Annotated in this window: 23 protein-coding genes; 8 read left to right on the forward strand and 15 right to left on the reverse strand. The window is 73.0% G+C overall.

What is annotated here, in order from left to right; all coding sequences use genetic code 11:
* A partial coding sequence (locus tag QCN29_RS29325) for an adenosylhomocysteinase (RefSeq protein WP_279931962.1) occupies positions 1-315 on the forward strand: 315 nt, incomplete at its 5' end.
* Positions 316-410: 95 nt separating this feature from the next.
* Here the strand turns inward: QCN29_RS29325 and QCN29_RS29330 are convergent.
* Genes QCN29_RS29330 through QCN29_RS29340 form a run of 3 tightly spaced genes read right to left on the reverse strand, consistent with a single transcriptional unit; the run spans position 411 to position 1,727 of the window.
* Positions 411-803: a hypothetical protein gene (locus QCN29_RS29330; protein ID WP_240137189.1), complete on the reverse strand. Its 393-nt coding sequence runs from the start codon at positions 801-803 to the stop codon at positions 411-413.
* A gap of 28 nt (positions 804-831) precedes the next feature.
* Positions 832-1,341 (reverse strand): hypothetical protein, encoded by a 510-nt coding sequence (locus QCN29_RS29335; protein ID WP_279931963.1) that lies wholly within the window; start codon positions 1,339-1,341, stop codon positions 832-834.
* Positions 1,305-1,727, reverse strand: coding sequence for an ATP-binding protein (locus QCN29_RS29340; protein ID WP_279932007.1), 423 nt, complete (start codon positions 1,725-1,727; stop codon positions 1,305-1,307). Before QCN29_RS29340 ends, QCN29_RS29335 begins: the two co-directional genes overlap by 37 nt.
* A gap of 168 nt (positions 1,728-1,895) precedes the next feature.
* Here QCN29_RS29340 and QCN29_RS29345 point away from each other — a divergent pair, with 168 nt between their 5' ends.
* Complete coding sequence (locus tag QCN29_RS29345; protein WP_240137187.1) at positions 1,896-2,756, forward strand: helix-turn-helix domain-containing protein; 861 nt, start codon at positions 1,896-1,898, stop codon at positions 2,754-2,756.
* Positions 2,757-2,834: 78 nt separating this feature from the next.
* Positions 2,835-3,062: a DUF397 domain-containing protein gene (locus tag QCN29_RS29350; protein ID WP_279932008.1), complete on the forward strand. Its 228-nt coding sequence runs from the start codon at positions 2,835-2,837 to the stop codon at positions 3,060-3,062.
* Positions 3,063-3,086: 24 nt separating this feature from the next.
* On the opposite strand, the gene QCN29_RS29355 is transcribed toward QCN29_RS29350, so the two are convergent.
* Both QCN29_RS29355 and QCN29_RS29360 read right to left on the reverse strand, forming a co-directional pair.
* Positions 3,087-4,886: a M64 family metallopeptidase gene (locus tag QCN29_RS29355; RefSeq protein WP_279931964.1), complete on the reverse strand. Its 1,800-nt coding sequence runs from the start codon at positions 4,884-4,886 to the stop codon at positions 3,087-3,089.
* A gap of 573 nt (positions 4,887-5,459) precedes the next feature.
* Positions 5,460-6,902 (reverse strand): glycosyltransferase family 87 protein, encoded by a 1,443-nt coding sequence (locus tag QCN29_RS29360; RefSeq protein ID WP_279932010.1) that lies wholly within the window; start codon positions 6,900-6,902, stop codon positions 5,460-5,462.
* Between the two features lie 108 nt (positions 6,903-7,010).
* On the opposite strand from QCN29_RS29360, the gene QCN29_RS29365 reads away from it, so the two are divergent.
* Both QCN29_RS29365 and QCN29_RS29370 read left to right on the forward strand, forming a co-directional pair.
* On the forward strand, positions 7,011-8,261 hold the full coding sequence (locus QCN29_RS29365; RefSeq protein WP_279931966.1) for a molybdopterin-dependent oxidoreductase: 1,251 nt from the start codon (positions 7,011-7,013) through the stop codon (positions 8,259-8,261).
* Positions 8,261-8,716, forward strand: a complete 456-nt coding sequence (locus tag QCN29_RS29370; protein WP_279931967.1) for a hypothetical protein — start codon at positions 8,261-8,263, stop codon at positions 8,714-8,716. The genes QCN29_RS29365 and QCN29_RS29370 overlap by 1 nt, the downstream gene beginning before the upstream one ends.
* 447 nt (positions 8,717-9,163) lie before the next feature.
* Here the strand turns inward: QCN29_RS29370 and QCN29_RS29375 are convergent, their stop codons facing one another.
* The 6 genes from QCN29_RS29375 to QCN29_RS29400 form a co-directional block, all read right to left on the reverse strand.
* Entirely contained in the window at positions 9,164-9,874 is a 711-nt protein-coding gene (locus QCN29_RS29375) for a class I SAM-dependent methyltransferase (protein WP_279931968.1), read from the reverse strand.
* Positions 9,871-10,488, reverse strand: a complete 618-nt coding sequence (locus QCN29_RS29380) for a TIGR04282 family arsenosugar biosynthesis glycosyltransferase (RefSeq protein ID WP_279932011.1) — start codon at positions 10,486-10,488, stop codon at positions 9,871-9,873. The genes QCN29_RS29375 and QCN29_RS29380 overlap by 4 nt, the downstream gene beginning before the upstream one ends.
* Positions 10,489-10,664: 176 nt before the next feature.
* Positions 10,665-11,333 carry a glycosyltransferase family 2 protein gene (locus QCN29_RS29385; protein ID WP_279931969.1) on the reverse strand — a complete coding sequence of 223 codons (669 nt, stop codon included), beginning with the start codon at positions 11,331-11,333 and terminating at the stop codon, positions 10,665-10,667.
* A complete protein-coding gene (locus tag QCN29_RS29390; RefSeq protein WP_279931970.1) occupies positions 11,330-12,397 on the reverse strand; it encodes an NAD-dependent epimerase/dehydratase family protein in 1,068 nt (355 codons plus the stop codon). The genes QCN29_RS29385 and QCN29_RS29390 overlap by 4 nt, the downstream gene beginning before the upstream one ends.
* A 108-nt stretch (positions 12,398-12,505) precedes the next feature.
* Positions 12,506-13,855 (reverse strand): 6-phospho-beta-glucosidase, encoded by a 1,350-nt coding sequence (locus QCN29_RS29395; protein WP_279931971.1) that lies wholly within the window; start codon positions 13,853-13,855, stop codon positions 12,506-12,508.
* A 28-nt stretch (positions 13,856-13,883) separates the two neighbouring features.
* Positions 13,884-15,641, reverse strand: a complete 1,758-nt coding sequence (locus tag QCN29_RS29400; RefSeq protein ID WP_398860215.1) for a hydroxysqualene dehydroxylase — start codon at positions 15,639-15,641, stop codon at positions 13,884-13,886.
* A gap of 186 nt (positions 15,642-15,827) precedes the next feature.
* Here QCN29_RS29400 and QCN29_RS29405 point away from each other — a divergent pair, with 186 nt between their 5' ends.
* Entirely contained in the window at positions 15,828-16,283 is a 456-nt protein-coding gene (locus QCN29_RS29405) for a YchJ family protein (RefSeq protein ID WP_279931972.1), read from the forward strand.
* A gap of 146 nt (positions 16,284-16,429) precedes the next feature.
* Here QCN29_RS29405 and QCN29_RS29410 read toward each other — a convergent pair whose 3' ends face one another.
* Positions 16,430-16,705, reverse strand: a complete 276-nt coding sequence (locus QCN29_RS29410) for a hypothetical protein (protein ID WP_279931973.1) — start codon at positions 16,703-16,705, stop codon at positions 16,430-16,432.
* Between the two features lie 243 nt (positions 16,706-16,948).
* Complete coding sequence (locus QCN29_RS29415) at positions 16,949-18,115, reverse strand: helix-turn-helix domain-containing protein (protein WP_279931974.1); 1,167 nt, start codon at positions 18,113-18,115, stop codon at positions 16,949-16,951.
* Positions 18,116-18,473: 358 nt separating this feature from the next.
* Between QCN29_RS29415 and QCN29_RS29420 the strand changes: the two genes are divergently transcribed.
* Positions 18,474-19,118, forward strand: a complete 645-nt coding sequence (locus QCN29_RS29420; RefSeq protein ID WP_279931975.1) for a hypothetical protein — start codon at positions 18,474-18,476, stop codon at positions 19,116-19,118.
* A gap of 47 nt (positions 19,119-19,165) precedes the next feature.
* Here the strand turns inward: QCN29_RS29420 and QCN29_RS29425 are convergent, their stop codons facing one another.
* Complete coding sequence (locus tag QCN29_RS29425) at positions 19,166-20,230, reverse strand: ATP-dependent DNA ligase (RefSeq protein ID WP_279931977.1); 1,065 nt, start codon at positions 20,228-20,230, stop codon at positions 19,166-19,168.
* A 52-nt stretch (positions 20,231-20,282) separates the two neighbouring features.
* Between QCN29_RS29425 and ligD the strand changes: the two genes are divergently transcribed.
* Positions 20,283-21,296, forward strand: coding sequence for a non-homologous end-joining DNA ligase (gene ligD / locus QCN29_RS29430; RefSeq protein ID WP_279931979.1), 1,014 nt, complete (start codon positions 20,283-20,285; stop codon positions 21,294-21,296).
* Positions 21,297-21,554: 258 nt separating this feature from the next.
* On the opposite strand, the gene QCN29_RS29435 is transcribed toward ligD, so the two are convergent.
* A complete protein-coding gene (locus QCN29_RS29435; RefSeq protein ID WP_279932013.1) occupies positions 21,555-23,699 on the reverse strand; it encodes an OmpL47-type beta-barrel domain-containing protein in 2,145 nt (714 codons plus the stop codon).
* Between the last annotated feature and the right edge of the window lie 35 nt (positions 23,700-23,734).

Genomic DNA, 23,734 nt, shown 5'->3' on the forward strand with positions numbered 1-23,734 from the left:
ACCTTCCCCGGCGGCAAGGTGCTGATCGTGCTGTCGGAGGGCCGGCTGCTGAATCTGGGCAATGCCACCGGTCACCCGTCGTTCGTGATGTCGAACTCCTTCGCGGACCAGACTCTGGCGCAGATCGAGCTGTTCACCCGGCCCGAGGCGTATCCGACGGATGTGTATGTGCTGCCCAAGCATCTGGACGAGAAGGTCGCCCGGCTGCATCTGGACTCGCTCGGGGTGAAGCTGACGACGCTGCGGCCGGAGCAGGCGGAGTACATCGGCGTCGACGTCGACGGCCCCTACAAGCCCGACCACTACCGCTACTGACCCACACCCCCGCCACCCCCGACCGGGACGTGCCAAGGCCCCCGCCCTCGGCGGGGGCCTTGGCACGTGCTCGTACCGGCCCGTCCAGGGGTGGGTCAGCGCATCGACGCGACGGCCCACTCCCCGGCGAGCGCCACCGCCACACCGAGCCCGAGCACCGCGGTGGCCACTCTCGTACGGCCCTGTTTGCTCAGTACCAGCGCGCTGCCGGAGAGGATCAGTGCCATGCCGTAGAAGCCGACGGTGAGCATGGAATGGGTGCTGCCGAGCCGCAGCGCCAGCACCGCGGCCGCGGCGAGCATGATGAGCGCCGAGAGGACTATCCGTACCCGGCGGGCCTGCCGCGGAGTGAGGCCCTCCCGCTCCGCGCCCTCCTCGGGGCCCGCCTCCGGGGCTGCGTCCGGGTCTGGGCCCGCATCGGCTGCGTCCAGGGTGGTGTCCGGGCGCGCGGCCACGCTCGCATCTGGGCTCGTGTTGGCTTCTGACATGGTCAGAAGAGTAGTCGCCGGGGCTGGCTCAGCGTCCGCTGCCCGCACCCGCCGTCCACAGCGGCGTGGCGCCCGTGAGCTGGCAGGCGAGCACATAGAGGGGGATGGGCGGTGTGTAGGGGGTGGCGACTCCGTGCGCGCCGTCGTGTGTCTCGTCGGGCCGGTGGATGAGCCGCGGGCGGGTGACCGGCACCCGGGCGCCCGGCGCGTAGTGTGCGGGCAGGGGCCAGACGACCTCCAGGTCGGAGCCGGCCGGAACGATCCACCACCACCAGTGGCCTTCCGCGAAGACACAGCCCGCGCGCGGCAGTCGGGCCAGCATCCGGGCGCCGTAGCGCGCAGGAAAGCCGACGGCGTCGCAGCCGAGGGTGGGGTCGAGCCGGGGCGGGAGCTCCAACTGGAGGAGCGTGGGCGGACCGCTCTGGTGGGCCGTGGCGCGGTGTCCTGCGGCAGGGTGTCCCGCGGCGCGGCGGCTGCGGCTCAGCAGCGTCGCCAGATTCCTCAGCACGGGCGTGCCGCGCGGGGCAGTTCGGCCCATACGACGCGGCCCGCTCCCGTGCCCGCCGCATACGTGCCCCATGCGCTGCTGACGGTTTCGACCAGCAGCAGCCCGCGGCCCCGCTCCTCGTCCGAGACCCGGCAGACGTGCGGACCCGTGGGAGCGACGCCCTGGTCCTGGACGGTGATGCGCAAGTACTCGGCCTGCATGAGGAGTTCGCAGGCGACAAGTGCGCCGCCGGTGTGCACGACTGCGTTGGTCACCAGCTCGGAGACGATCAGCAGCGCGGTGTCGCGGACTTCGCCGCCGATGCCCCAGCCGCCGAGGCGTTCGCCGGTCAGCGTGCGGGCGCGGGCGACGAATTCGACGCGCGCGGGCAGCTCGAAGCCGAATCGGTGGTGGTCGGTTCCCGAGGACGGGTCCATGAGCTGGGCAGTGAGCGCGTCACGGTTCACGTGACCACTCTCCCGTCCCCGCGCCCACCTTGGCAAGGCCCACTTTGAATTTTTCAGAGTGGGCATATTCATTATCGCGGGGCCCGTGGCACACTGCTCGCAACAGCACGTGGGAGGGATCGAAGTGGGTGACGCGAAGTGAGCGAACCGCGGTCCGCCCCCACCGTCGGCCAGGTGGTCCTGGGCAAGCGCCTGCAGGACCTGCGGGAACGAGCAGGGCTCCGGCGCGAGGACGCGGCGAAGGTGCTGCGCGTCGCGGCGGGCACGATCCGGCGGATGGAGACCGCCGAGGTCGCCTTGAAGATCCCGTATGTGCAACTGCTGCTGGGCGCGTACGGCGTGCCCGAGGAGGAGGCCCGGCACTTCGTCGAGCTGGCGGAGGAGGCCAACAAGCCCGGCTGGTGGCAGCGGTTCCACGATGTGCTGCCCAACTGGTTCAGCATGTACGTCAGTCTGGAGGGGTCGGCCAGCCTCATTCGTTCGTATGAACCGCACTACGTTCCCGGTCTGTTGCAGACCGAGGACTACGCGCGCGCCATCATGCGCAGCGGCGCCCTGGGCCAGACCGATCCGGAAGAGATCGAGGGGCATGTGGCCCTGCGCATGGAACGCCAGTCCCTGCTCACCCGGCCCGATGCGCCCAGATTCTGGGTGATCATGGACGAGACGGTGTTCCGCAGGCCGGTCGGCGGGCCGGGCGTGATGCGCGCCCAGATCGACAGGTTGCTGGAAGGGGCGCAGCTGCCCCATGTCACCCTGCAGATCGCGGAGTTCGCATCCGGGCACCACCCGGGCACCTATGGGCCGTTCGTCCTGTTCCGGTTCGCCATTCCCGAACTGCCGGACATGGTCTACAGCGAGTATCTGACCGGAGCCGTCTATCTCGACGCCCGCCCCGAGGTCGCCTCCCATCTGGAGGTCATGGACCGCATGGCGGCCCAGGCCGCGACTGCACAACGTACGAAGGAGATCCTCCGCGATCTCCGCAAGGAGCTGTGAGCTGTGACGGACGGCAAAGCCGAGGGGAAGCGCGACGGTGCGCGGGACGGCATATACCGGGACGGCATATACAACGGCATGCCCGCCTCGGAACTCGGCGAGGCGGGCTGGTTGAAGCCGTGGAGCGGAGGCAACGGCGGCAACTGCGTCGAAGCGCTCAGGCTCGCGGACGGCCGCGTCGCCGTACGCCAGTCCGCCGACCCCGACGGTCCGGCGCTGATCTACACCTCCTCCGAGATCGCGGCTTTCATCGAGGGGGCGAAGGCGGGGCAGGCGGACTTCCTGCTCACCCCGAGCCTCGGCTGACGCCGCCCCGCCGGCCCCCGGCGGCTACGGCGTCTTGGGGCCGTACGGCAGCGGCGGCAGCAGCGTCACGAGGAAGGTCCCCGGTTCTGAGACATTGCCCGCGGCGTCCACCGTCCGGTACTCGATCGTGTGGGTGCCGTAGTCGGGTGCGGCGTCGTCCCACGGCACCGCGCGATGCCTGCCGAGCTTGCCGAATACCAGGCCGTCGATGACGGTGCCGCTCGGAGTGAAGCGGTACGGGGCGTTCGAGTCGGTCGGCCAGCCGTAGTACGTCTGCCATCCGTCGCCGTCGACCCGGAACTCCCGCACCACCGCGCCCTCCCGGTCGTCCCGGGCCGAAAGCGCCATCGTGAACGGGCCGTCGTACACATACTCCACCGGCCGGCCCGGGCGGTGCACCGTGCGCAGCGGCTCCGAAACCCGGTACGAGGCCCGCGCCGGGGAGGCGTCCACCGTCCAGCTGAGCTGCGCCGCGGTGCCCGCGACACGGGCCGTGAGCAGATGTGTGCCGGGCCGCAGCCGCAGCGTGCCCAGATCCAGATCGCGGTCGTTGCCCCGGTCGGCCAGCGGACGGCCGTCCAGGGCCCAGCGCACCGACAGCGTCCGGTCGACCGGATGGGTGGTGTCGGCATGCACCACGGTCGACGCGCCCACCGGCGTCGCCGTGTCCGTGTGGCCGGTGAACGCGGACGTCACCGGCTCGGGACGGGTGTCGACCGAGGTGTCGACCGTCCAGACGACCGTGCGGGTCAGCGCGGCGGAGCGCCGGATCGCCGGGTCGCGGACGAACGGCGTCGGATCGCTCACCGTCGCGGTCAGCGTATGGCTGCCGGGAGACAGCCGCAGCCGGCGCAGATCGACCGTGCGCGCCCCCTGCGTACGCAGCGGACGCCGGTCGAGCCGCCACACCACGTCCAGTTCACCGCCCAGCGGATGCAGGGTCTCCACCCAGACCGTGCGGTCGTCGCCGATCGGGGCCGCGTTGGGCGTATGGTCCTGGACGAGGTCCACCTTGGCGGAGATCCTCTGCGTCAGCACCTCGCGCTCGACCTGGTCGAAGGCATAGCCCAGCGTCTTCATCGCCGAGTGCCGGCTGGGCCGCCACACCCCTTCGGTGCTGTAGAGACCGCCCTCATGACGGCCGATGATCCCGCCGGCCTCGCTCTCCTCACCCAGCCAGCGCCACCATTTCGCGCGCCGCTCGCGCATCTGCTCCTCGGTGAGCAGCGTATGGTGCGCCGAGCCCGGCTCGCCGCCCTGGTAGCCGCCGCCGGGCACCCCGCGCCGGTAGTAGTCGTACTCGTCCTGGAGCTTGCCGAGCGAGTGCCCCAGCTCATGCGGGGTGATCAGTGCGGAGAGCGCGTTGCCGCCGGACGCGGTGGCGTAGCTGCCGCCCGCGCCCCCGTAGGTGTCGCTGTTCGCGAGCGCGAGGATCTGCCGGTTGGCGGAGGTCGCACCCGGCACGAGATCGGCGAGCTCACCCGCCGGGCCGCGGTCGACCGTCAGCAGCCGCTGCACGCTCCCGGGATCGCAGCCGCCCCAGAAGCCCATGTTCAGGGGCGTGTCGCGGCGCGGCGAGTCCAGGGACGGGTCGCAGTCGACGCCGGACTCGCGGGAGGGGACCTCCACCGCCCACACGTTGATGTACGACCGGTACGAGGCGAACGGCTCCATGGACCACAGCACATGGAGATGCTCGTCGACGTCGGCGCGGAAGGCGGGCATCTCGTCGGAGGTGTAGCCGTCGCCGAGGACGACCAGATTGAAACGCTTGTCCGCGGGCCCCGTGGTCTGGACGGGGACGACGGTCGCGGACTCGGTCACCGGACCGGCCGTGTCTTTCACATCGGCGACGGCGGCCGAGGGGGCGCCGCCCAGCAGACAGGCGGCGACGTATGCCGGGTAAGGTCATGGGCCCGGAGGCTAGAGCCGGGCTCAGCGGACCGTAAAGACACCGATGTCGCCTGTGCGGGGCCGCTGTCCGGAAGCATGCGGGGTGCCGCGCGCCCGCGCTGCGGCGCCGGGCGTGACGGCCCGTCGCGCCCGGGCGCGACGAACGCGTCCGCCGCACTGCCCCGACCGTCGGGGGCGGCGGCCGTGCACGCCGATCCCGGGCCCGCTCGACGGCCGTCTCTCGCGCCGAGGTTGCCGTACGGCCGCGGTCATGCGTGCCACGCTCACGTTGCCCGGGGCACGGGCTCTGCGCGCCGCGGTCCGCGGTCGGGTGCGTTCGACGGCCGAGCGTCCCTGGCGCGTCGGACCGCGGGGTGTGCGCCGGGCTCCGGCAGTACCGGCTCCGGGCAGGCGTGCCCCGCTCGACGGCCGGGCTCCGCAGGGCGCAGCCGCCCGATGGTTCAGGGCGGCGGCTCAACGGGCGTCGGCTCAACGGGCGTCGGCTCAACGGGCGGTGGATCCCGCCGACGACAGCTCCGCCCGTTCCCCGTCGCCCGCCGCGCCCCCGGCACGGGCCTGCCGACGCGCCCGCCCCGCACGGCGCGCCACCCCTGCCGCGAGCACGATCCCGGCCGCGACCCCGTACGCCGTGGCACTCATCACCTGCGCATCCGCATCCGAGTTGCCCGTGACGTACTTCGCCGCCCCGGCGGCGGCCACCGCCAGCCACTCCCAGCGCCCGTCCAGCGCCACCAGGGCGGCCAGCAGCAGCGCGTACCACGAGTAGCCCGGGGTGGCGAGCAGAAAGGCCGCACCCGTCACCGCCAGGGCCCCGCTCCACGGGCGCTCCGGGTCCCCGCGCAGCAGCACATGCGCCACGACCGCGAGCACCCCTGCGACCAGCGCGGGCAGAGCCCAGTCGTCCGGCAGCACCAGACGCAGCAGCGCGTACCGCTGACGGGCCGAGGGGTCGTCATACCCCTCTTCCTCCGTATAGCCGCCGAGATAGCCCAGCACGGAGCTGTTCGAAACCAGCAGATACGGCAGATAGGCGAACGCCGTCACCGCGGCGGCGGGCCCCAGCACGGCGGCCGCGTCACGCACCCGCCGCACACCCGCCAGTGCGCCGGGCAGCACCACGGCCGGCATCAGCTTGGCCGCGACCGCCGCGCCGAGCAGCGCCCCGCCCGCGCCGCGTCGCCGCTGTGCGACCAGCGCCAGACCGGCCACCGCCAACAGCACCCCCAGGACGTCCACATGGGCGTTGTTGACCGCCTCGATCGGCACGATCGGGCACCACGCCCACAGCGCGGCGAGACGGGGATCGCCGCGCCGCCGCAGGACCAGCAGCAGGACCGCCGTCACACCGGCCGACAGCGCGACCCCGCCGATCTGGAGCCCCTTGTGCCGGGAGCCGTCCGGGGACAGCCCGTGCACCAGCAGGAAGTAGCCCTCCGCCACCGGCGGATAGATCGTGTGAACCTGCGGCCGGTTCATCCGGGTGCAGTGCGGTTCGCCCTTCGGCCCCGGAATCCGCACCCGCTCCGGAAGCCCGCAGGCGTCGCCGGCGGGGAACAGCCAGTCGTCGCGCAGCTTCACCAGCTCCGGCGCGGCGGGCGGATGATCGTACGGGGAGATCCCGGCGGCCTGCACCCGGCCGTCCCACGCATAGCGGAACGAGTCCGTGCTGGTCCGCGGGGGAGCCAGCAGCCCGGTCGCCGCGACCGCGACGCCCCCGGCCGCGATGAGCACCGCCGCCTGACGCGCCGGAACCTTCCGCACCGCGAAAACGGCCACGGCGAACAGCGCCCAGCAGGCGGCATACCACCAGGCCAGCCCCACGGGGTCGGAGACATAGCCGTCCTTGCGCACGGTCAGGGCGACGACGGCGGTCAGGGCCGCCAGCAGCCCTCCGGCGGCGAGGGTACGCGGATTGATCACAGGCATCAGCCTGGCATCCGGGGCGGGCGGGGAGAGCGACGCGGCACGCGACGTCCGCATTCCGTAAGGTGTCGCGCCCCCCGGGAGGGGCCCGCCGGGGGGATGGTGGAGGACATGAGGACCCCACGGCTCCCCTGGCCCCCGCGCTTCCGGCTGCCCAAGCCGTCGCTGCGCATGCCGTCGTTGCGGCTCCCCTCGGTGAAACTGCCGAGGCCCCGCCTGCCGAAGCCGCGCTTGCCGAAGCCGCCGCTGCCGGAGTTCAAAGGGCGGCTGCACGATCCGCGCACTGCCACGGTGATCGGCCGCTGGCTGGGCGTGCTGATCGCCCTGTGCTTCCTCACCGGGTTCCTCAGCCACTATGTGCAGCGGCCGCCCGACTGGCTGGCCGGGGTGCTGCCCAGCAGGCCCGTATGGGGCTACCGGCTCACCCAGGGCATCCACGTCGCCAGCGGCATCGCCGCGATCCCCCTGCTGTTCGCCAAGCTGTGGACCGTCTACCCGAGACTGTTCGTCTGGCCGCCGGTCAGCTCCGTGCGGCACGCGCTGGAGCGGCTCTCCATCGCGGTGCTCGTCGCGGCGTCGGTGTTCCAGCTGCTCACCGGGCTGCTGAACATCATCCAGTGGTACCCCTGGCCGTTCTCGTTCGTGCCCGTGCACTTCGCGGTCGCATGGGTCGTGTTCGGTTCGCTGGTGCTGCACATCGCCGTCAAGTACCCGGAGATCAAGGCGCACTGGAGTCGGCAGTCGCCCGGCACGCTGGAGCTGCCGGCGGCGGACGGTCCGGACCGGCGGTCCCTGCTGATCGGCGTGTCGGCCGCGGTCGGCGCGGTCACCGTGACCACCGTCGGCCAGACCGTCACCCCGCTCAAGAGCCTCATCCTCTTCGCACCGCGAGACCCCGACTACGGGGAACAGGGCCTGCCCGTCAACCGCTCCGCGGCCCAGGCCGGGATGGTCGGCCGAGACCTGTCCGGATACCGGCTGACCGTGCTGGGCCGCGACAGCTACGAGCTGACCCTCGACGAACTCGCCGCCATGGCCCAGCACACCGTGCGGCTGCCGATCGCCTGTGTGGAGGGCTGGAGCAAGTACGCCACCTGGAGCGGCGTCCGCATGCGCGACCTGGTCGCCCGCGCCGGAGGCCGTCCCGACTCGCTCGTCCGGGTCGTCTCCATGGAGCGGCGCGGCGCCTACCGGGTGATGGAGATGGGCGGAGGCTACACGGAGGACCCGCTGACCCTGCTGGCCCTGCGTCTCAACGGCCAGGTCCTCTCCCTGGACCACGGCTTCCCGGCCCGTGTCATCGCGCCCAACCGGCCCGGCGTATGGCAGACCAAGTGGGTCGCCAGAATGGAGATCATCTGATGGTGCGGTACGCCGTGGGCGCGTTCGGCGTCCTGCTGATCGCGATCGGCGGGCGGCTGCTGTGGACCGGCGGCGAGCTGTCGGAGGTGGCGGTGTGGCTGGCCGGGGCGATCGTGCTCCACGACGGCCTCATCGCGCCGTTCGTGCTGACCGTGGGGCTGCTCGTGGCGAGCGTCCCGGCGCGCGGGCTGGTCCGCGGGGCGCTGATCGTCGCGGCCGCGCTGACGGCGATCGCGCTCCCGCCGATGCTGGCCCCGGTCCGGCGCAACCCGTCGGTGCTGCCGCTGGACTACCCCCGCAACTGGCTGCTCGCCATGGCGGCGATCGCCGTCGTCACGGCCCTTGTCCTGACGGCCCGCGCCCTGCGGGGCCGCCGTCCCCGCCGCCCCTCCTGGCTCCGCGTCCCCCGCCGCCCCTCCTGGCTCCGCACTCCCCGTCTCCACCGCGACCAGTGAACATGGTGCGCTCCCCACGCGCCCGCCCGTTCCATGCGGGACAGGCTCCCACACCCTCAGACGGGTGGCGCCGCCCCGGCGCCGGGCGGTGGCCTGCCGCGGCAGGACCCCAGCCCCCTGTGTGTCCTTCGGCCGAGTCGTCCGTCCCCCCCGACCGCCTTCCCCGGACGGGCTGGAGATTCTCGGCCCCTCCGGCGATTGAGGAGCAGGGTCCGGGGCGGAGCCCCCGCCAGGTGAACCGGTGTCCCCCTGCCCGGCCGGCCCCGCGCGCCAGTCCGAGGGCACATCCCGGGAGCGTCGTCCACTGCCCGTGCGACGGGGCGCCGTCCCGGCGCGTTGCGGCGGCGTCGCGGTCCGGGCGGCCGCTCCCCCGTGCCGGTCCATGGCCGCCATCATCACGATCCGGCCCTCGCGGCGCGAAGCCGCCGCCTTCCGGGGAGCGGGGCGTCAGTCCTGCGGCTCCCTCCGGCGCGGGGGGCCGGGGACAGGGACCCCGGTCCGGGACGCCCGTCGCAGCGCCACGAACGCCCGGCCGCCCACCGCCCACCGGTCCACCCGGTGTTCCGGCGGGGTCGCCCACCCCGCCTCACGGGCGTGGCGGAGCAGTGCCGGGGCGCCCACGCGGGCCCAGGGGAACGCGGCGCCCTGGGCGCGGCCGCCGTCGCAGACGTGGACCTGGGCGCGTTCGTCCACGTCCTGGGCGGCCGTCTCCGCGAGCAGCACCCCGTCGGGCGCGAGGAGTGAGGCCACCCGCTCGAGGAGGGCCCGAGGGTCGCCGCCGATGCCGATGTTGCCGTCGATCAGGAGGGCGGTGCCCCAACTGCCCTCCCTCGGCAGAGGGTCGAAGACCGACCGGCGGAGCGCGCTGCCGCCGAGACGCACCGTGCGCTCCACCGCCTCCGGGGAAACGTCGATGCCCAGCGTCGGCCGGCCCAGCTCCGCGAGCGCGGCGACCAGCCGCCCGGGTCCGCAGCCGATGTCGAGGACCGTGCCCCGGCAGCGGCGCAGCACGGTCAGGTCCGCGGCGTCCGGGGCCCCGCACCACCGTTCCACCTCCAGCGGCAGCAGCCAGCCGTCGGCCCGCCGCAGATACAGCGGCCCGCGGCCGGTGCGCAGCGCTTCGGCGTACGGGTCGGCCTGCCAGGCGGGCGCGGTCATCGCACCCCGCTGGGCGTGCCCGACAGCGCGGCAAGGGCCGCCGCGAACCGCGTCCACGGGGCCTCGGCGGCCACCGTCCGGGCGTCGTGCGGCGTGTCGACGTCCCGCAGGACGGGCAGCTCGCCCACCGCGAGACCGGCGCGCACCAGCCGTGCACGCTGTACGGCCCCGGTGTCGGTCGTCGACATCGGCACCCCGAGCAGCAGTTCCGGGGCCGGCCGGGCGAGGCCCAGCGCCCAGAAGCCGCCGTCGGCGGCCGGGCCGAAGCAGGCGCCGCGGGCGGTGGTCTCAAGGCCCTCGGCGAGCAGTGCGCAGGTGATCTGCGGGGTGTCCATCCCGACCAGCAGGGCGGGCCCCGCGCACTGCCCGAAGGCGTGCGCGAGCCGGGTGTCGAGGCCGCCCGGACACTGCGGCACCACCTCGAAGCCGCCGGGCAGCCAGTCGCCGGGGCGCCCGTCGAGGACCAGGATCCGCCGCGCCGCCGGGGTGGCGCGCACGGTCTCCAGGGTGTCGGCCAGGGCCGCCTCGGCCAGCCACGCCGCCTCCCGCGGCGAGAACTCCGCCGTCAGCCGGGTCTTCACCCGCCCCGGCACCGGCTCCTTGGCGATGACCAGGAGGGTGCCCGCCGTCCGGCCGCCCGCCGTCCGGCCGCTCGCTGCCTGGCCGCTCGCCGTCTGGCCGCTCGCCGTCTGGCCGCTCGCCGTCTGGCCGCTCGCCGTCTGGCCGCTCGCCGTCTGGCCGCTCGCCGCCTGGCCGCTCGCCGCCTGGCCGCCCGCCGTCTGACCGCCCGTCACCGGACCGCACCTCCCGGCTCCGCCAGGACCGCCCGCATGTCGTGCACCGCCTGCCATGTGCCGCGCCAGGTCCCGGTGACCTTCGACCTGCCCGCGCGCGGCAGATACGGCACATCCCGCTCCGCGACCCGCCAGCCCGCGTCGGCTGCGCGCACCACCATCTGGAGGGGGTAGCCGCTGCGCCGGTCGGTCAGCTCCAGGGACAGCAAATCCTTGCGGCGCGCGGCGCGCAGCGGACCGAGGTCGTGCAGCCGCAGCCCGGTGCGGCGGCGCAGCATCCGGGAGAGCGCCAGATTCCCGGCGCGGGCGTGCAGCGGCCAGGCGCCCCGTCCCCGCGGTCGCCGCCGGCCGAGCACCAGGTCGCTCTCCCCGTCCGCCACCTGCCGGACGAACTCCCGCAGCAGGCCGGGATCCAGCGAGGCGTCGCAGTCGCAGAAGCAGACGACGTCCGCGTCGGCCGCCTGAAGTCCCGCATGGCACGCGGCTCCGAAGCCGCGCCGCCCCTCGTACACCACACGCGCGCCGAGCTCGCGCGCGATCCGGTCGGAGCCGTCCGTCGAACCGTTGTCGACCACGATCGCCCGCCAGCCGGCCGGGATCCGCTCCAGCACCCACGGCAGAGCCTCCGCCTCGTCCAGACAGGGCAGCACCACATCCGCCGTCACTCCGACGTCTCCGTTCCTCTGCGCAGGGCGCTCGCCGCGAACTCCGCCATGCCCTCGGCGAAGCCGACCCGTGCCTTCCAGCCCAGGTCGGCGGCGAGCCGTGACGAGTCCGCGGTGATGTGCCGCACATCGCCCAGCCGGTACTCGCCGGTGACCTCCGGCGCGGGCCCTCCGTACGCCCGCGCCAGCGCGGACGCCATCTCGCCGACGGTGTGCGGGGCGCCGCTGCCGGCGTTGTACGGGGTCAGCACGCCCGGCTCGCGCCCGTGCAGCGCCTCCAGGGCGGTGGCGTTGGCCTCCGCCACATCCCGGACATGGACGAAGTCCCGACGCTGCCGCCCGTCCTCGAACACCCGGGGGGCCTCGCCGCGGGCCAGCGCGGACCGGAAGAAGGAGGCGACGCCCGCGTACGGGGTGTCCCTGGGCATTCCGGGGCCGTACACGTTGTGGTACCGCAGTGCCACCGCCCGGCCGCCCGTCGCACGGGCCCACGCGGCCGCCAGATGCTCCTGGGACAGCTTGGTCGCCGCGTACACATTGCGCGGGTCGGCCGGTGCGTCCTCGGTGACCAGACCGGGCGTCAGCTCCGCCCCGCACACCTGGCACCGCGGCTCGAACCGCCCCGCGTCGAGGTCCGCTGCCGCCCGCGGCCCCGGCCGCACCGGCCCGCAGCGTGCGCAGTCGTAGCGGCCCTCGCCGTAGATCACCATCGAGCCCGCCAGCACCAGCTCCGCCACGCCCGTCTCGGCCATCGCCGCCAGCAGCACCGCCGTGCCCAGGTCGTTGCAGCCGACATATGCGGGCGCGTCGGCGAAGTCCCTGCCGAGACCCACCATGGCCGCCTGGTGGCATACGGCGTCCACACCGCGCAGCGCCCGCAGGACCGTCGCCGGGTCCCGTACGTCCCCGTGGATCAGCTCGGCGTCGGGGTGCGGCGGAGGGGGCTCGGGATGGGCGGAGGGGAGCAGTGCGTCGAGCACGACCGGATCGTGCCCGCGTGCCGCGAGAGCCGCCACTGCCTGCGAGCCGATGAAGCCCGCGCCTCCTGTGACAAGTACACGCATATCGCTGACGCTACGGGTCCGAGCGCCCCAGGTCGGTGTTGCGCGCCGGGCCGTCACAGGTACGTAAGGACTCCGCTGCTGCGTCCGGGTGAGATCGCCGGAGGCCGGTCAGCCGCCTCCGGCCAGATGAGCGAGCTCGCGATGCCCCGCGGCGTAGGCGTCGACGAGCCGGCGCGCGGTCGTCACCGAGTCGACCAGCGGATGCAGCGCGAACGCCTTCACCGCGCTCGCCCGCGAACGGTCCGCCACAGCGTTGAGCACCTCGCGCTCGACCGCCTTCACCGCGGTCACCAGCCCCGCCGCGTGGTAGGGCAGCGGCTCGACCGCCACCGGATGAGCGCCATTGGCGTCCACCAGGCACGGCGCCTCGATCACCGCGTCGTCGTCGAGCTCGGACAGCGTCCCGCGGTTGCGCACATTGAGGATCAGCGTGCTGCGCTCGTCGCACGCGATCGCCCGCATGAGCGCGAGCGCGACCTTCTCGTAGCCGCCGGACTCCAGGTCCTGCGCGGCGCGCTCCCCGGCCCCGGCGGCCGCCCGGTTCGCTGCCATATAGGTGGCCTCGCGTTCGGCGAGCGTCTCCCGCCACGCGGCCAGTGCGGGCGTGTCCGGCCGCCGCATCCGCTCGTAGAAGCCGGACTGCTGGTCCAGCAGAAACGCTCCGCGGGTGCGCCCGGCCTCCTGGTAGGCGCGCACCGCCTCCCGGTTGAAGTAGTAGTAGTGGAGGTACTCGTTGGGGATCGCGCCGAGCGACCGAAGCCACTGAGGGCCGAACAGCCGGCCCTCCTCGAAGGATTCCAGAGCCTTCTCGTCGGCGAGCAGCCGCGGCAGCTCGTCACGGCCGCCGACACGCAGTCCGCGCAGCCAGCCGAGATGGTTGAGGCCCACGTAGTCGAACCACGCCGTGCCCGGATCGGCCCCGAGAACACGCGCTACGCGCCGCCCCAGGCCCACCGGCGAGTCGCAGATGCCGATCACCCGCTCCCCGAGGATCCGTGACATGGCCTCCGTCACCAGGCCTGCCGGATTGGTGAAGTTGATGACCCAGGCGTCCGGGGCGAGCGCGGCCACCCGGCCCGCGATATGCATGGCGGCCGGCACCGTGCGCAGCCCATAGGCGATCCCGCCCGCGCCGACGGTCTCCTGTCCCAGCACCCCCTCGGCCAGCGCGATCCGCTCGTCCGCCGCCCGGCCCGCGAGCCCGCCGACCCGGATCGCCGAGAAGACGAAGTCCGCGCCCCGCACCGCCTCGTCGAGATCGTGCGCGACCGCTGTCTCGGGCGCGTCGGCGTGTCCGGCCGCCTGCTCGGCGAGGACCCTCGCCACCGCCGCGACCCGGTCGGCGTCCACATCGTGCAGGGTGACCCTGGTGACCCGGCCCTCGCCGCGGTCGCCGAGGAGCGCCCCGTAGACCAGGGGCACCCGGAAACCTCCGCCGCCGAGAATGGTGAGCTTCATGCCTCCGTACGCTACCGGCAGCAGGCCGTCATCCCAGGTCGAAGATATTGCGCAGCCCCAACCGGTAGCGGAGGCGGTCGTGCCGCTTGACGGCTTCCAGCTCCCGCGGACGGTACAGCGGTGTGACCGTGCAGCGTTCGGCCGGCGATTCGGTCCGCTCCAGCAGCGCGTTGACCGCTTGGCGCGCGGAGGCGTTGGCTCCCTCCATGGTCGCCAGATCGATGTCGACGGCGACGAAGTCCCCGGACAGATAGAAGTTGGGAATGCGGGTCCCGGCCGACGGCCGGTTGTGGAAGGTGCCGACCGGATGGATGAGCAGCTCGTCCTCGTTGACCGGGTTCGGTGTCCCCAGGCCGTCCACGCCCGGGTCGAGATGCCACGAGTGCAGCGCACTGTCCTTGAGCACCGCTTTTCCGGTGTCGTTGACGGAGGCCTTGAGCTGTGCCCACACCTCGCGGGCGACCTCGGTGCGGGTGCACTGCTTGGCCGTCCTGCCGTACAGGATGCCCGGCCTGTCCCACTCCGAGATGTCCACCGACAGGCAGTCCACGACCGTGCCGTCGCCGTAGTCCGCCGCGAAGGCCCGGCCGGGCCAGTGCCGGGCCTGGGCGATCGCGGTCAGCGACCAGGGGGAGTCGATGCAGTTGAAGTGGCCGCGCACGGTCGGCGGCGGCTCGGTGAGATAGAACTGGATGCCCGTCATCCAGTCCGTCTGCAGCAGGTCGCAGCGGCCCAGCTGGGGGTCGGCCGCCCGAAGAGCCGCGCCCCAGGTGCGCCGGGCGTGCTCCACGGGCATCGCCGAGACGTAGTGGTCGGCGGTGACGGTACGGCGCACGCCGCCGGGGTCGTCGACCGCGACGCCGGTCACCCGCCCGTCCCCGTACAGCACCTCCCGCACCGTCCAGCCGATCCTGAACTCCACGCCGAGCGAGCGCAGATGTGCGGCCCACGGGTCGAGCCACGCCTCGTTGGTGGGCGCGTTCAGCAGCCGGTCGGGCGGGCCGTCCGCACCGCGGCCCAGGGCGTTGAAGACAAAGGCCTCGCCGAGGGCGCCGACCGTGCGGGTGCTGGCTTCCTCGGCCTTGGTGGCCACGATGTTGCGGGTGATGCCGACCGCGAGGATGCGCTGGTAGTCGTACGACATCTCTGCGGCGCGGGTGAAGTCCCACCAGGGTGTGCGCTCCCAGGGCCCGTTGCGGCGCTCGTCGCAGCTGGTGAGGAAGACCAGAGCACGGTTGACGAAATACGCCGTCTCATGGAAGGGGAGGCGGAAGGCGGTGTCGAGGGCCGCCGTCAGGGCACGGCGGAGCTCCTCGGGGGTCAGCTCCTCGGGCCGGTGGCCGGGGTAGGGGATCGGCAGCCGGATGTCCTCGCGGCCGCCCGTCCGGGCGAACATCATCTCGCCGGGTGCGACCAGGTTGTCCCACACGCCGCGGGCGTTGCCGGGGAAGGGAATGCGCCGCATCGTGTCCGGCAGGTTGTGGTAGATGCCGGGGATGAAGCGGAAGCCGTGCTCGGCGGGCAGCGGCCGGCGGCCGCCCTTCGCGCTGCCGGGGACGTCCATGCTGCGGGCCTTGCCGCCCAGTGCCCGCCGCTCGTACACGGTGACGTGGAAGCCCCGCTCGGCGAGTTCGTGGGCGGCGGTCAGCCCTGCGACCCCGCCGCCGAGCACGGCTGCCGACGGGCGGCCGGCCCTTTGGGGCGGCCTCCGCTCCCTCGCCCGAGCCGTGCCGGCGCCCGCCGTTCCGAGCGCCGCCGTGCCGCCTGCCGCCGCGGTCCCCGCCATGAAGGTGCGTCGTGTACTGCCCACCCGTGGCCTCCCCATGCGCGCGTAGAGTGACATGGCGAGCGACATGGCCATGACACCTCTTTACCGGTGGTAACGCAGTGCTCGACGCAGGAGCATACGGAGGACCCGAGCGCCTCGGAAGGCACACGCGGGCCCCCGTGCTCAATGGCGGAAAATGGAGGCATGTCTCGACGCAGCCGCCTCCGCCCCGGACGAACCCGCACCCCGGAGCTCACCGCCGAATCGCCCTGCCCCTGCGGACTGCCGGAGCCGTACGGGAAATGCTGCGGACGATTCCACTCTGGCGAGTCGGCCGCCCCGACCGCCGAGACGCTGATGCGCTCCCGCTACAGCGCCTTCGTCGTCCGCGACGCGGCGTATCTGCTGCGCACCTGGCACCCGCGCACCAGGCCCGAGCGGCTGGAGCTCGACCCCGGCATCCACTGGACCGGCCTGGAGATCGAGGACACCGAGGACGGCACCGCCTTCCACACCACCGGGACCGTGACCTTCCGCGCCCGCTTCCGGCGCCACGGCAAGCGGGGCGCGCTGCACGAGCGCAGCTCCTTCGAGCGCCACGAAGGGTCCTGGGTGTACGTGGACGGAGTCTTCCTCAACCCCGCGGACGACGCCGGCTGACCGCCGTCAGGCCCCGGTCGTGGAACCCGGGCGGACGATCATCAGCACGGTGACCGTGGCCCACAGGGGTCGGCACCAGCCCGCACGCCTGCCGCCGTGCCTTCCGGTCGGCTGCGGGGGTGTAGAAGGGGTTCCGCCCCGGGGGGTCACACCCCGTACGGAGCGCCGCCGGAGCGCCGCGGCCGGACCGTCAGGCCCGGGTTGTAGGCGGCGAGGACCTTGTTGGCGGAGGCCAGGGCCGACAGGGCGTGCTCGCGGGCGGCCCGGGACTCGCCGGACAGAGGGTCGCGCAGCCGGTGCACCTCACGCGCGGCGCACTCCGCGTCCACCTCGGCCTGCAGGACGTGGATCGGCATGCAGGCCCCAATCATCGCTGCGACGCGATCGGGGATCGGCACGGGTACGAGGGGCGACGCGGTCACATGAAGTCCTTCGGGGTCTCGCTCTGCTGCGGCCGGCTCCGGGCGGTACCGGCCGCCGGCCTCGCCGAACACATCCGCCCCGAAGTGATCAGGGGAACGGCTCGTACAGGAGACGGCGCACAACCGGGCTCGCTGCACCCCCACAGCCGGGCAGCGCCGTCGGCCCACCATACGCGACCCCGGGCCCCGCACCCCAATCGATCGTGGTCCGGCGCCGCGGCGACGACGCACAGTGGCGTCCCGTCACCGCCGGTGGGTGGCCCGCAAGGCCGCCTCCATGGCGAACCGCCGCTCCGGGTCCGCCAGTTGGTCGCCGAAGAGGGACTCCAGGCTGCGCATCCGGTAGCGCACCGTCTGCGGGTGGACGGCGAGCAGCTCGCCCATCCGCACGGCCGTGCCGCGGGTGTCCAGCCAGACCCGCAGGGTCTCCACGAGCCGGCCCCGGCGCGCCGGCGTCAGCCCGGCGATCGGGGCCAGCTCCCGCTCGGTCAGCCGGTCGAGCAGGGCCGGGTCTGAGTGCAGCCACAGCGGTACGAGATGGTCCGCGGCCTGCGCCAGCGGGCCCGCCTCGATGACGCCCGCGTCGACGAGCTCCAGCGTGCGGCGCGCCCAGCGCAGCGAGTGGCGGGCCTCGGCGGTCGCGACGGTCAGGCCGACGGCGGCGCGGGCGCCGAACAGCGCGGTGTCCAGCATGCGCCGTCGGCCGGGGGTGAGGGGGCCGGGGATCAGCAGATGGGGCCGGGGGTCGCCGAGATCGGTGAGGACATCGTTGTCCAGATCGGACCGCTCCAGCTCGGCCGGTGCGCGCAGCGCGACCAGGGTCACCTGGACTGGCAGCGGCCAGGCGGCCTGCTCCGCCAGCTCCGCGACCGCCGTCCCGGGCGTCGGCCGACCCGCGAGCAGCAGATGCAGCAGCCGCCGGCGCAGCACCTCCGACTGCTCCCCGGACCGTGCCCGCACCTCCAGATAGCCCTCGCGGGAGAGCGCCTCCAGCTCCTCGACATAGGCGAACAGGGCGTCCGCGAAGCTCAGCATCGTCGTGGGGGAGAGATGGTGCCTGCGGCCCACCTTCTTCGCCCGGCGCAGCGCGATGCGCGCCCCGAGCCGGTAGGCGCCCTGGAGTGATTCCATGCTGCGGCCTTCGTACGCCTCGAACCTGCCGAACCTCCGGCACATCTCGTCCCGCAGGGCGGAGGGCGCCGAGGGCTCGGCCACCCGGTCGACGAAGGCGGAGATGGACTGCTCGACGCCGACGCGGATGCCGTGGCCGTAGGGGGCGTCGAGCAGCCGGGCGTACTCGGGGTAGGCGTGGACGACCTCGATCCCGATCTCCTTGATCAGACCGGGCAGTTCCGGGCGGATGAGAGCGGCGAACTCCGGGGGCAGCGGGCCGAGCGTGTCTTTGGGCATGGGGGTCTCTCCCCGGGGCGGCAGGCGGGGGCGGCATCGGCTGCCGAACATAGACCAAGTCCATACCAGTGCACACCGGTCGGGAGGGCGGGGCAGGGCGTGAGGGAGTGCATCCGGACACGGTTGTTCCGTCGCCGAGCACCCGGATTGCGCACGGTCTGACAAAGCGGCCGAAAGATTCGCTCGGCTGGTGCCAGGAAATTCCGCACCTCGGAAAATCTTGACCAGCGGCATTGTGCAGCTAAGTTTCCCGCAAGTAACGTCACGGATCGTCACGGTGCGCATGTGAACCGGAACACCGCGGCGTCCTGAGCCGCTCGCGTCGCGAAACCATTCCGACCCATCGGAGGAACGTCCCGTGGATACGTCCCGAAAGCAGCCGTTAGGAGCGCTCGCCGCCGTCACCGCGGCCGCGACCGCCGCCCTCGCCCTCGCCGCCGCCCCCGCCTCCGCGGCGCCGTCCGAGTGGACTGTCGGCCCCGCCTCTCCCGCCGCCTTCACCGCCCTGTCCGCGGACACCGTGCTGTCCGTCAACGGCTTCCAGGTCACCTGCCCCACGGCCGCAGCCGCCGGAGAGCTCTTCGACGCCACCGGCAACCCGGCCCACGTCGGCGACATCGCGGAGGCGAGCTTCGGCGCCGAGTCCCAGCCCTGCGCCAGCCCCGTGGGCTCCGTGACCCCGATCGCCGACACCGACCCCGCCTGGCGCGTCCAGGCGGTGACACACCAGGCTGAGACCGGTGTGACCACCGGGTTCATCGAGGGGATCAGCGCCCATCTCTCCATCGTCACCTGCGACTTCGATGTCACGGGCGAGGTCGCGGTGACATACGACAACGCCACCGGCACGCTGAGCATCTCCAACGACGACACCCGTCTGCTCACCGTCTCGAACGCCACGCCGGGCTGTATCGCCCTGGTGGAGGACGGCGACCACCCGACCTTCACCGGCTCCTACGTCCTGGACGCGGACGGGCAGCACCCCACCATCACCGGCGCCTGAGCAGCCGGCCGGCCCGGGAAGGCGCGTCGGGAACCCGGGGCGGCGATTCAGGGAGCCGACAGCACCTCGGCGAGGTCATAGCCGACCGGCTCCTCGAGCTGCGCATAGGTGCAGCTCTCCGGCGTACGGTCCGGCCGCCAGCGTCGGAACTGGGCCGTATGCCGGAACCGGTCGCCCTCCATGTGGTCATAGGCCACCTCGGCCACCCGCTCCGGCCTCAGCGCCACCCATGACAGATCCTTCTTGCCCGACCAGCGGCTCGGCGCACCCGGCAGCCGCGCGGTCTCATGCGCGCTCTCCCTGGCCCACGCGGCCCAGGGATGCTCCGACGCGTCCGCCATCCGCAGCGGTTCCAGCTCGGCTGCCAGCTCCTCGCGCCGTTTCATGGAGAACGCCGCGCAGACGCCGACGTGCTGGAGCGTGCCCCGGTCGTCGTACAGCCCGAGGAGCAGCGAGCCGACCACCGGACCGCTCTTGTGCCACCGGTAGCCGGCCACGACCGCGTCCGCGGTCCGCTCATGCTTGACCTTGAACATCAGCCGGGCGTCCGGCCGGTAACGAAGATCCAGCGGCTTGGCCACGATCCCGTCCAGGCCCGCCCCCTCGTACTGCTCGAACCACCGGGCCGCCACGGACTCGTCCCTCGTCGCGGGCGCCAGATGGACCGGCGGCCGCGCCTGGGCCAGCATCGCCGTCAGCCTGGCCCGGCGCTCTGCCAGCGGGGCGTCGAGCAGGGACTCGTCGCCCAGCGCGAGCAGATCGAAGGCGACGAAGCTCGCCGGGGTCCGCTCGGCGAGCATCCGCACCCTGGAATCCGCCGGATGGATGCGTTCGGTGAGCCGGTCGAAGTCCAGCCGCCCGCCGTGCACGATCACGATCTCGCCGTCCACCACGCAGCGCGGCGGCAACTGCTCCGCCAGGACGGCGGCCAGCTCGGGAAAGTAGCGGGTGAGCGGCTTCCCGGTGCGGGAGCCGAGCACGATCTCGTCCCCGTCCCGGTGGACGATCGCCCGGAAGCCGTCCCATTTCGCCTCGTACTGCATGCCGGGCGGGATCTTCTTCACGGACTTGGCCAGCATCGGCTTGACCGGGGGCATCACGGGCAGATCCATAGATGGATTGTCTGATATGCAATAAATATCGGCACGGCATACGCTGACGCACATGGCCGGAGCCGTGGAACTGGAGGTGGGGGAGCGGACCGTACGCGTCTCCAACCCCGACAAGGTCTACTTCCCCGAGCGCGGCTACACCAAGCTCGACATGGTCCGCTACTACCTCGCGGTCGGCGACGGGATCACCCGGGCCCTGCGCAACCGCCCCACCACCCTGGAGCGCTACCCCGAGGGAGTGAACGGCGAGTCCTTCTTCCAGAAGCGCGCCCCGAAAAACCTCCCCGACTGGATCCCCACCGCGCACATCACCTTCCCCAGCGGCCGCTCCGCCGACGAGATGTGCCCGACCGAGCCCGCGGCCGTCGTCTGGGCCGCCAACCTCGGCGCCGTCACCTTCCACCCCTGGCCCGTACGGCGCGACGACACCGAGCACCCCGACGAGCTGCGCCTCGACCTCGACCCGCAGCCCGGCACCGACTACGCGGACGCCGTCCGGGCAGCCCACGAACTCCGCGCCGTCCTCGACGAGCACGGACTGCGCGGCTGGCCCAAGACCTCCGGCGGCCGCGGCCTCCATGTCTTCGTGCCCATCGAGCCCCGCTGGACCTTCACCCAGGTGCGGCGCGCCGCGATCGCCTGCGGCCGGGAGCTCGAGCGCCGGATGCCCGACCGGGTGACCATCAAGTGGTGGAAGGAGGAGCGCGGCCAACGGATCTTCGTCGACTACAACCAGACCGCGCGGGACCGCACCATCGCCTCCGCGTACTCGGTGCGCCCCCGCCCCCATGCGCCCGTCTCCGCGCCGCTGCGCTGGGACGAGGTCGACGACGCGTCGCCGCAGGACTTCGACATCACGACGATGCCCGTCCGCTACGCCGAGGCGGGCGACGTCCACGCGGACATGGACGACACCCGATTCAGCCTGGAGAGCCTGCTGGAGCTGGCCCGCCGCGACGAGGCCGAGCACGGCCTCGGCGATCTGCCGTACCCGCCGGACCATCCCAAGATGCCGGGCGAGCCGAAGCGGGTCCAGCCGAGCCGGGCCCGACGCGACGGCGCCTGAACGCCCAGGGCTCAGCCCCGGACCCCGCGCCTCAAAAACGCCCAGGGCTCAGCCCCGGACCCCGCGCCTCAAAAGCGCCCAGGGCTCAGCCCCGGACCCCGCGCCTCAAACTCCCCCAGCTACCTCCCCCAGACTCCGTCCGGGGGCGCCCCCACGGAGGTGCCCCCAGGCGAGGCTGAGTACCGGCCCGGCCGGGGGAGTTCGGGGACACGGCCGGAGGTCCGGCGCCCGGGGGCGGAGCCCCCGGGCGCATCGCACTCACAGCTCCTTGATCCGGATGTCGCGGTAGGAGATCACATCCGCCGTGCCGTGCACCTGCAAGCCGATGTACCCCGTCGCGTACCGCCGACCGTCCGTGCCGGGATCGCCGGCGCGCGGCGGATAGAACTCCTGACCGCGGTCGTTGTCGAACTCATTGACCAGAACGCCGTTTCGGTAGACCTCGTAGTGCTGGCCTGTCACCCGGATCTCGTAGTCGTTCCAGGTGCCCTTGGGCGTCACCCCGGCGCCCGCGAGCCCCACCCGGTCGAACCCGTACACCGAACCCGTCTTGTACATGTCGCCGTCCGGCCGGTCGAGCACCTGCACCTCGTGGCCGTACCTGATGGCGACCCACTCGGGGCGCGGCTCCTCCGGATGGTCGTGCACCGAGGGAAAGCGCACGAACACCCCGCTGTTGGCGTTGGCGTCGCCCGCCGCGTCATCGCGCCACCGGAGCTTGAGGGAGAAGTCCCCGTACTGGCGCTGCGGGAACCACAGCATCCCGAGACCGCCCTCGGTCACGCCGCTGGTCATCGACCCGTCGTCGTTCAGAGCGAAGGAACCGCCCCCGACATGCTGCCACTTCGCGAACGACGAGGCCGTGCCGTCGAAGAGATCGCGGTAGCCCGTGTGCTGCCCCGGCCTGCCGATGCCGGAGTCCTCCGCCGCCCGGTAGACCGTCCCGTGCTCGCGCCGGTCGATCACCCCGTCGGCGAGCAGCCCGTCGAGCACCGCGTCGACATGCTTGAGGAAAAGGGCGTGCGACGACCAGTCCTTCTCGTCCTCGATCAGCTCGTTGACCGTGCAGCGGCGGTTGGTCATCCGGTTCGGCACCCCCGAGTCGACCGTGCCCACGATGACGGTCAGCCGCTCGTCGTACTCGGGGCAGTGGGGCGCGGGCACGCCCCCGCCCTCCGCGACCGTGAAGGAGACCTTCCGGGCCTCGGAGGTGTTGCCCGCCTTGTCGGTCGCCCGGTGCAGCACCGCGTGGTAGCCGACCCGGTCGACGACGACCGGCGCCGTGTACGCGAGATAGGGGCCGCCGTCGAGGGAGTACTCCGTCCTCTCCACCCCCGAGTCGTCGTCGGACGCCGTCAGCCGCACGGCGGCGCTCGTGATGTACGCGCCGTCCGAGTTCCGCTGACCGCTCACGGCGGCCGACGTCGTGGGCGGCGTGGAGTCCGGGGTCGGCGGGGTGACCACGGTGAAGGCGACCTCCTTCGGCGAGGACGCGTTGCCCGCCCTGTCTCTCGCCCGGTAGCGGACCGTGTGCTCCCCGGCCTCGTGGACCGCCACCGGCGCCGTGTAAGGCTGCCAGTCGCCGTCCGCGCCGAGCGCGTACTCGATCGCGTTGACTCCGGAGCCGGTGTCGGAGGCGGTCACGGTGACCGTGGCCGTCCCGAGATACCCGCCCTGATCGTTCTGCTCGCCGCTCACCGTCGCCGAGGTGTCGGGAGGCGTGGTGTCGTGTGTCGGCGGGGCGGCCACCGTGAACTCCGCGGACTGCTCCGGGGCCGTGTTGCCCGCCCGGTCGACGGCCCGGTAGCGCACCCGGTGCGCCCCCACCTCGCTGACGACCAGCGGATCGCCGTACGGCCGCCAGTCGCCGTCCGCGCCGAGCGCGTACTCGATCCGCTCCACGCCCGACCCGGCGTCGGCCGCCGTCAGGGTGACCGTCGCCTGCCCGACGTATGCGCCCTCGGCGTTGCGGTCGCCCTCGACCTTCGCGGAGGTGACGGGCGGCTCGGTGTCCTCGCCGCCGTTCTCGGAGACGGTGAGAACGCCCTGCATCGCGCCGTGGCCCGGGATGGTGCAGTAGTAGCGGTAGCGACCCGGAGTGAGCGTCACCTCGGCCGTGTGCCTGCCCCCCTGGGCGTCGCCCGGGTTGGCCAGGATGTTCAGGGAGACGTCGCCGTTGTACTCGGGGTCCGAGACGTCGAAGGTGAGCGTGTGCGGCATGCCGGTGGTGTTGCCGGTCGCCGCGCTGTTCTCGAAGACGATGGTCGTGGGGCCCGCCGTGGCCGTCGTGGGGAAGGACAGATAGCGGTCGATCGGATCGCCGGCGGTCCAGATCAGCGTCTGCGCGGCCCGCGCCTCGTCGGCCTTGCCGTACGCGACCGCGGACATCAGGCCCACGACCATGGCGAAGGCGGAGACGAGAGCCGCCCAGAAGCCCG

Source organism: Streptomyces chengmaiensis (genome assembly GCF_029846775.1).
In the GTDB taxonomy this organism is placed as follows: Bacteria; Actinomycetota; Actinomycetes; order Streptomycetales; family Streptomycetaceae; genus Streptomyces; species Streptomyces chengmaiensis.

What these genes read in the sequence shown, in the direction of transcription:
- QCN29_RS29330 (WP_240137189.1), bottom strand. Translation starts at nt 803, where the DNA reads ATGTCAGAAGCCAACACGAGCCCAGATGCGAGCGTGGCCGCGCGCCCG.
- QCN29_RS29335 (WP_279931963.1), bottom strand. Translation starts at nt 1,341, where the DNA reads ATGGGCCGAACTGCCCCGCGCGGCACGCCCGTGCTGAGGAATCTGGCG.
- QCN29_RS29340 (WP_279932007.1), bottom strand. Translation starts at nt 1,727, where the DNA reads ATGGACCCGTCCTCGGGAACCGACCACCACCGATTCGGCTTCGAGCTG.
- QCN29_RS29350 (WP_279932008.1), top strand. Translation starts at nt 2,835, where the DNA reads ATGCCCGCCTCGGAACTCGGCGAGGCGGGCTGGTTGAAGCCGTGGAGC.
- QCN29_RS29360 (WP_279932010.1), bottom strand. Translation starts at nt 6,902, where the DNA reads ATGCCTGTGATCAATCCGCGTACCCTCGCCGCCGGAGGGCTGCTGGCG.
- QCN29_RS29365 (WP_279931966.1), top strand. Translation starts at nt 7,011, where the DNA reads ATGAGGACCCCACGGCTCCCCTGGCCCCCGCGCTTCCGGCTGCCCAAG.
- QCN29_RS29370 (WP_279931967.1), top strand. Translation starts at nt 8,261, where the DNA reads ATGGTGCGGTACGCCGTGGGCGCGTTCGGCGTCCTGCTGATCGCGATC.
- QCN29_RS29375 (WP_279931968.1), bottom strand. Translation starts at nt 9,874, where the DNA reads ATGACCGCGCCCGCCTGGCAGGCCGACCCGTACGCCGAAGCGCTGCGC.
- QCN29_RS29390 (WP_279931970.1), bottom strand. Translation starts at nt 12,397, where the DNA reads ATGCGTGTACTTGTCACAGGAGGCGCGGGCTTCATCGGCTCGCAGGCA.
- QCN29_RS29395 (WP_279931971.1), bottom strand. Translation starts at nt 13,855, where the DNA reads ATGAAGCTCACCATTCTCGGCGGCGGAGGTTTCCGGGTGCCCCTGGTC.
- QCN29_RS29400 (WP_398860215.1), bottom strand. Translation starts at nt 15,641, where the DNA reads ATGGCGGGGACCGCGGCGGCAGGCGGCACGGCGGCGCTCGGAACGGCG.
- QCN29_RS29405 (WP_279931972.1), top strand. Translation starts at nt 15,828, where the DNA reads ATGTCTCGACGCAGCCGCCTCCGCCCCGGACGAACCCGCACCCCGGAG.
- QCN29_RS29415 (WP_279931974.1), bottom strand. Translation starts at nt 18,115, where the DNA reads ATGCCCAAAGACACGCTCGGCCCGCTGCCCCCGGAGTTCGCCGCTCTC.
- QCN29_RS29425 (WP_279931977.1), bottom strand. Translation starts at nt 20,230, where the DNA reads ATGGATCTGCCCGTGATGCCCCCGGTCAAGCCGATGCTGGCCAAGTCC.
- ligD (WP_279931979.1), top strand. Translation starts at nt 20,283, where the DNA reads ATGGCCGGAGCCGTGGAACTGGAGGTGGGGGAGCGGACCGTACGCGTC.
- QCN29_RS29435 (WP_279932013.1), bottom strand. Translation starts at nt 23,699, where the DNA reads ATGGTCGTGGGCCTGATGTCCGCGGTCGCGTACGGCAAGGCCGACGAG.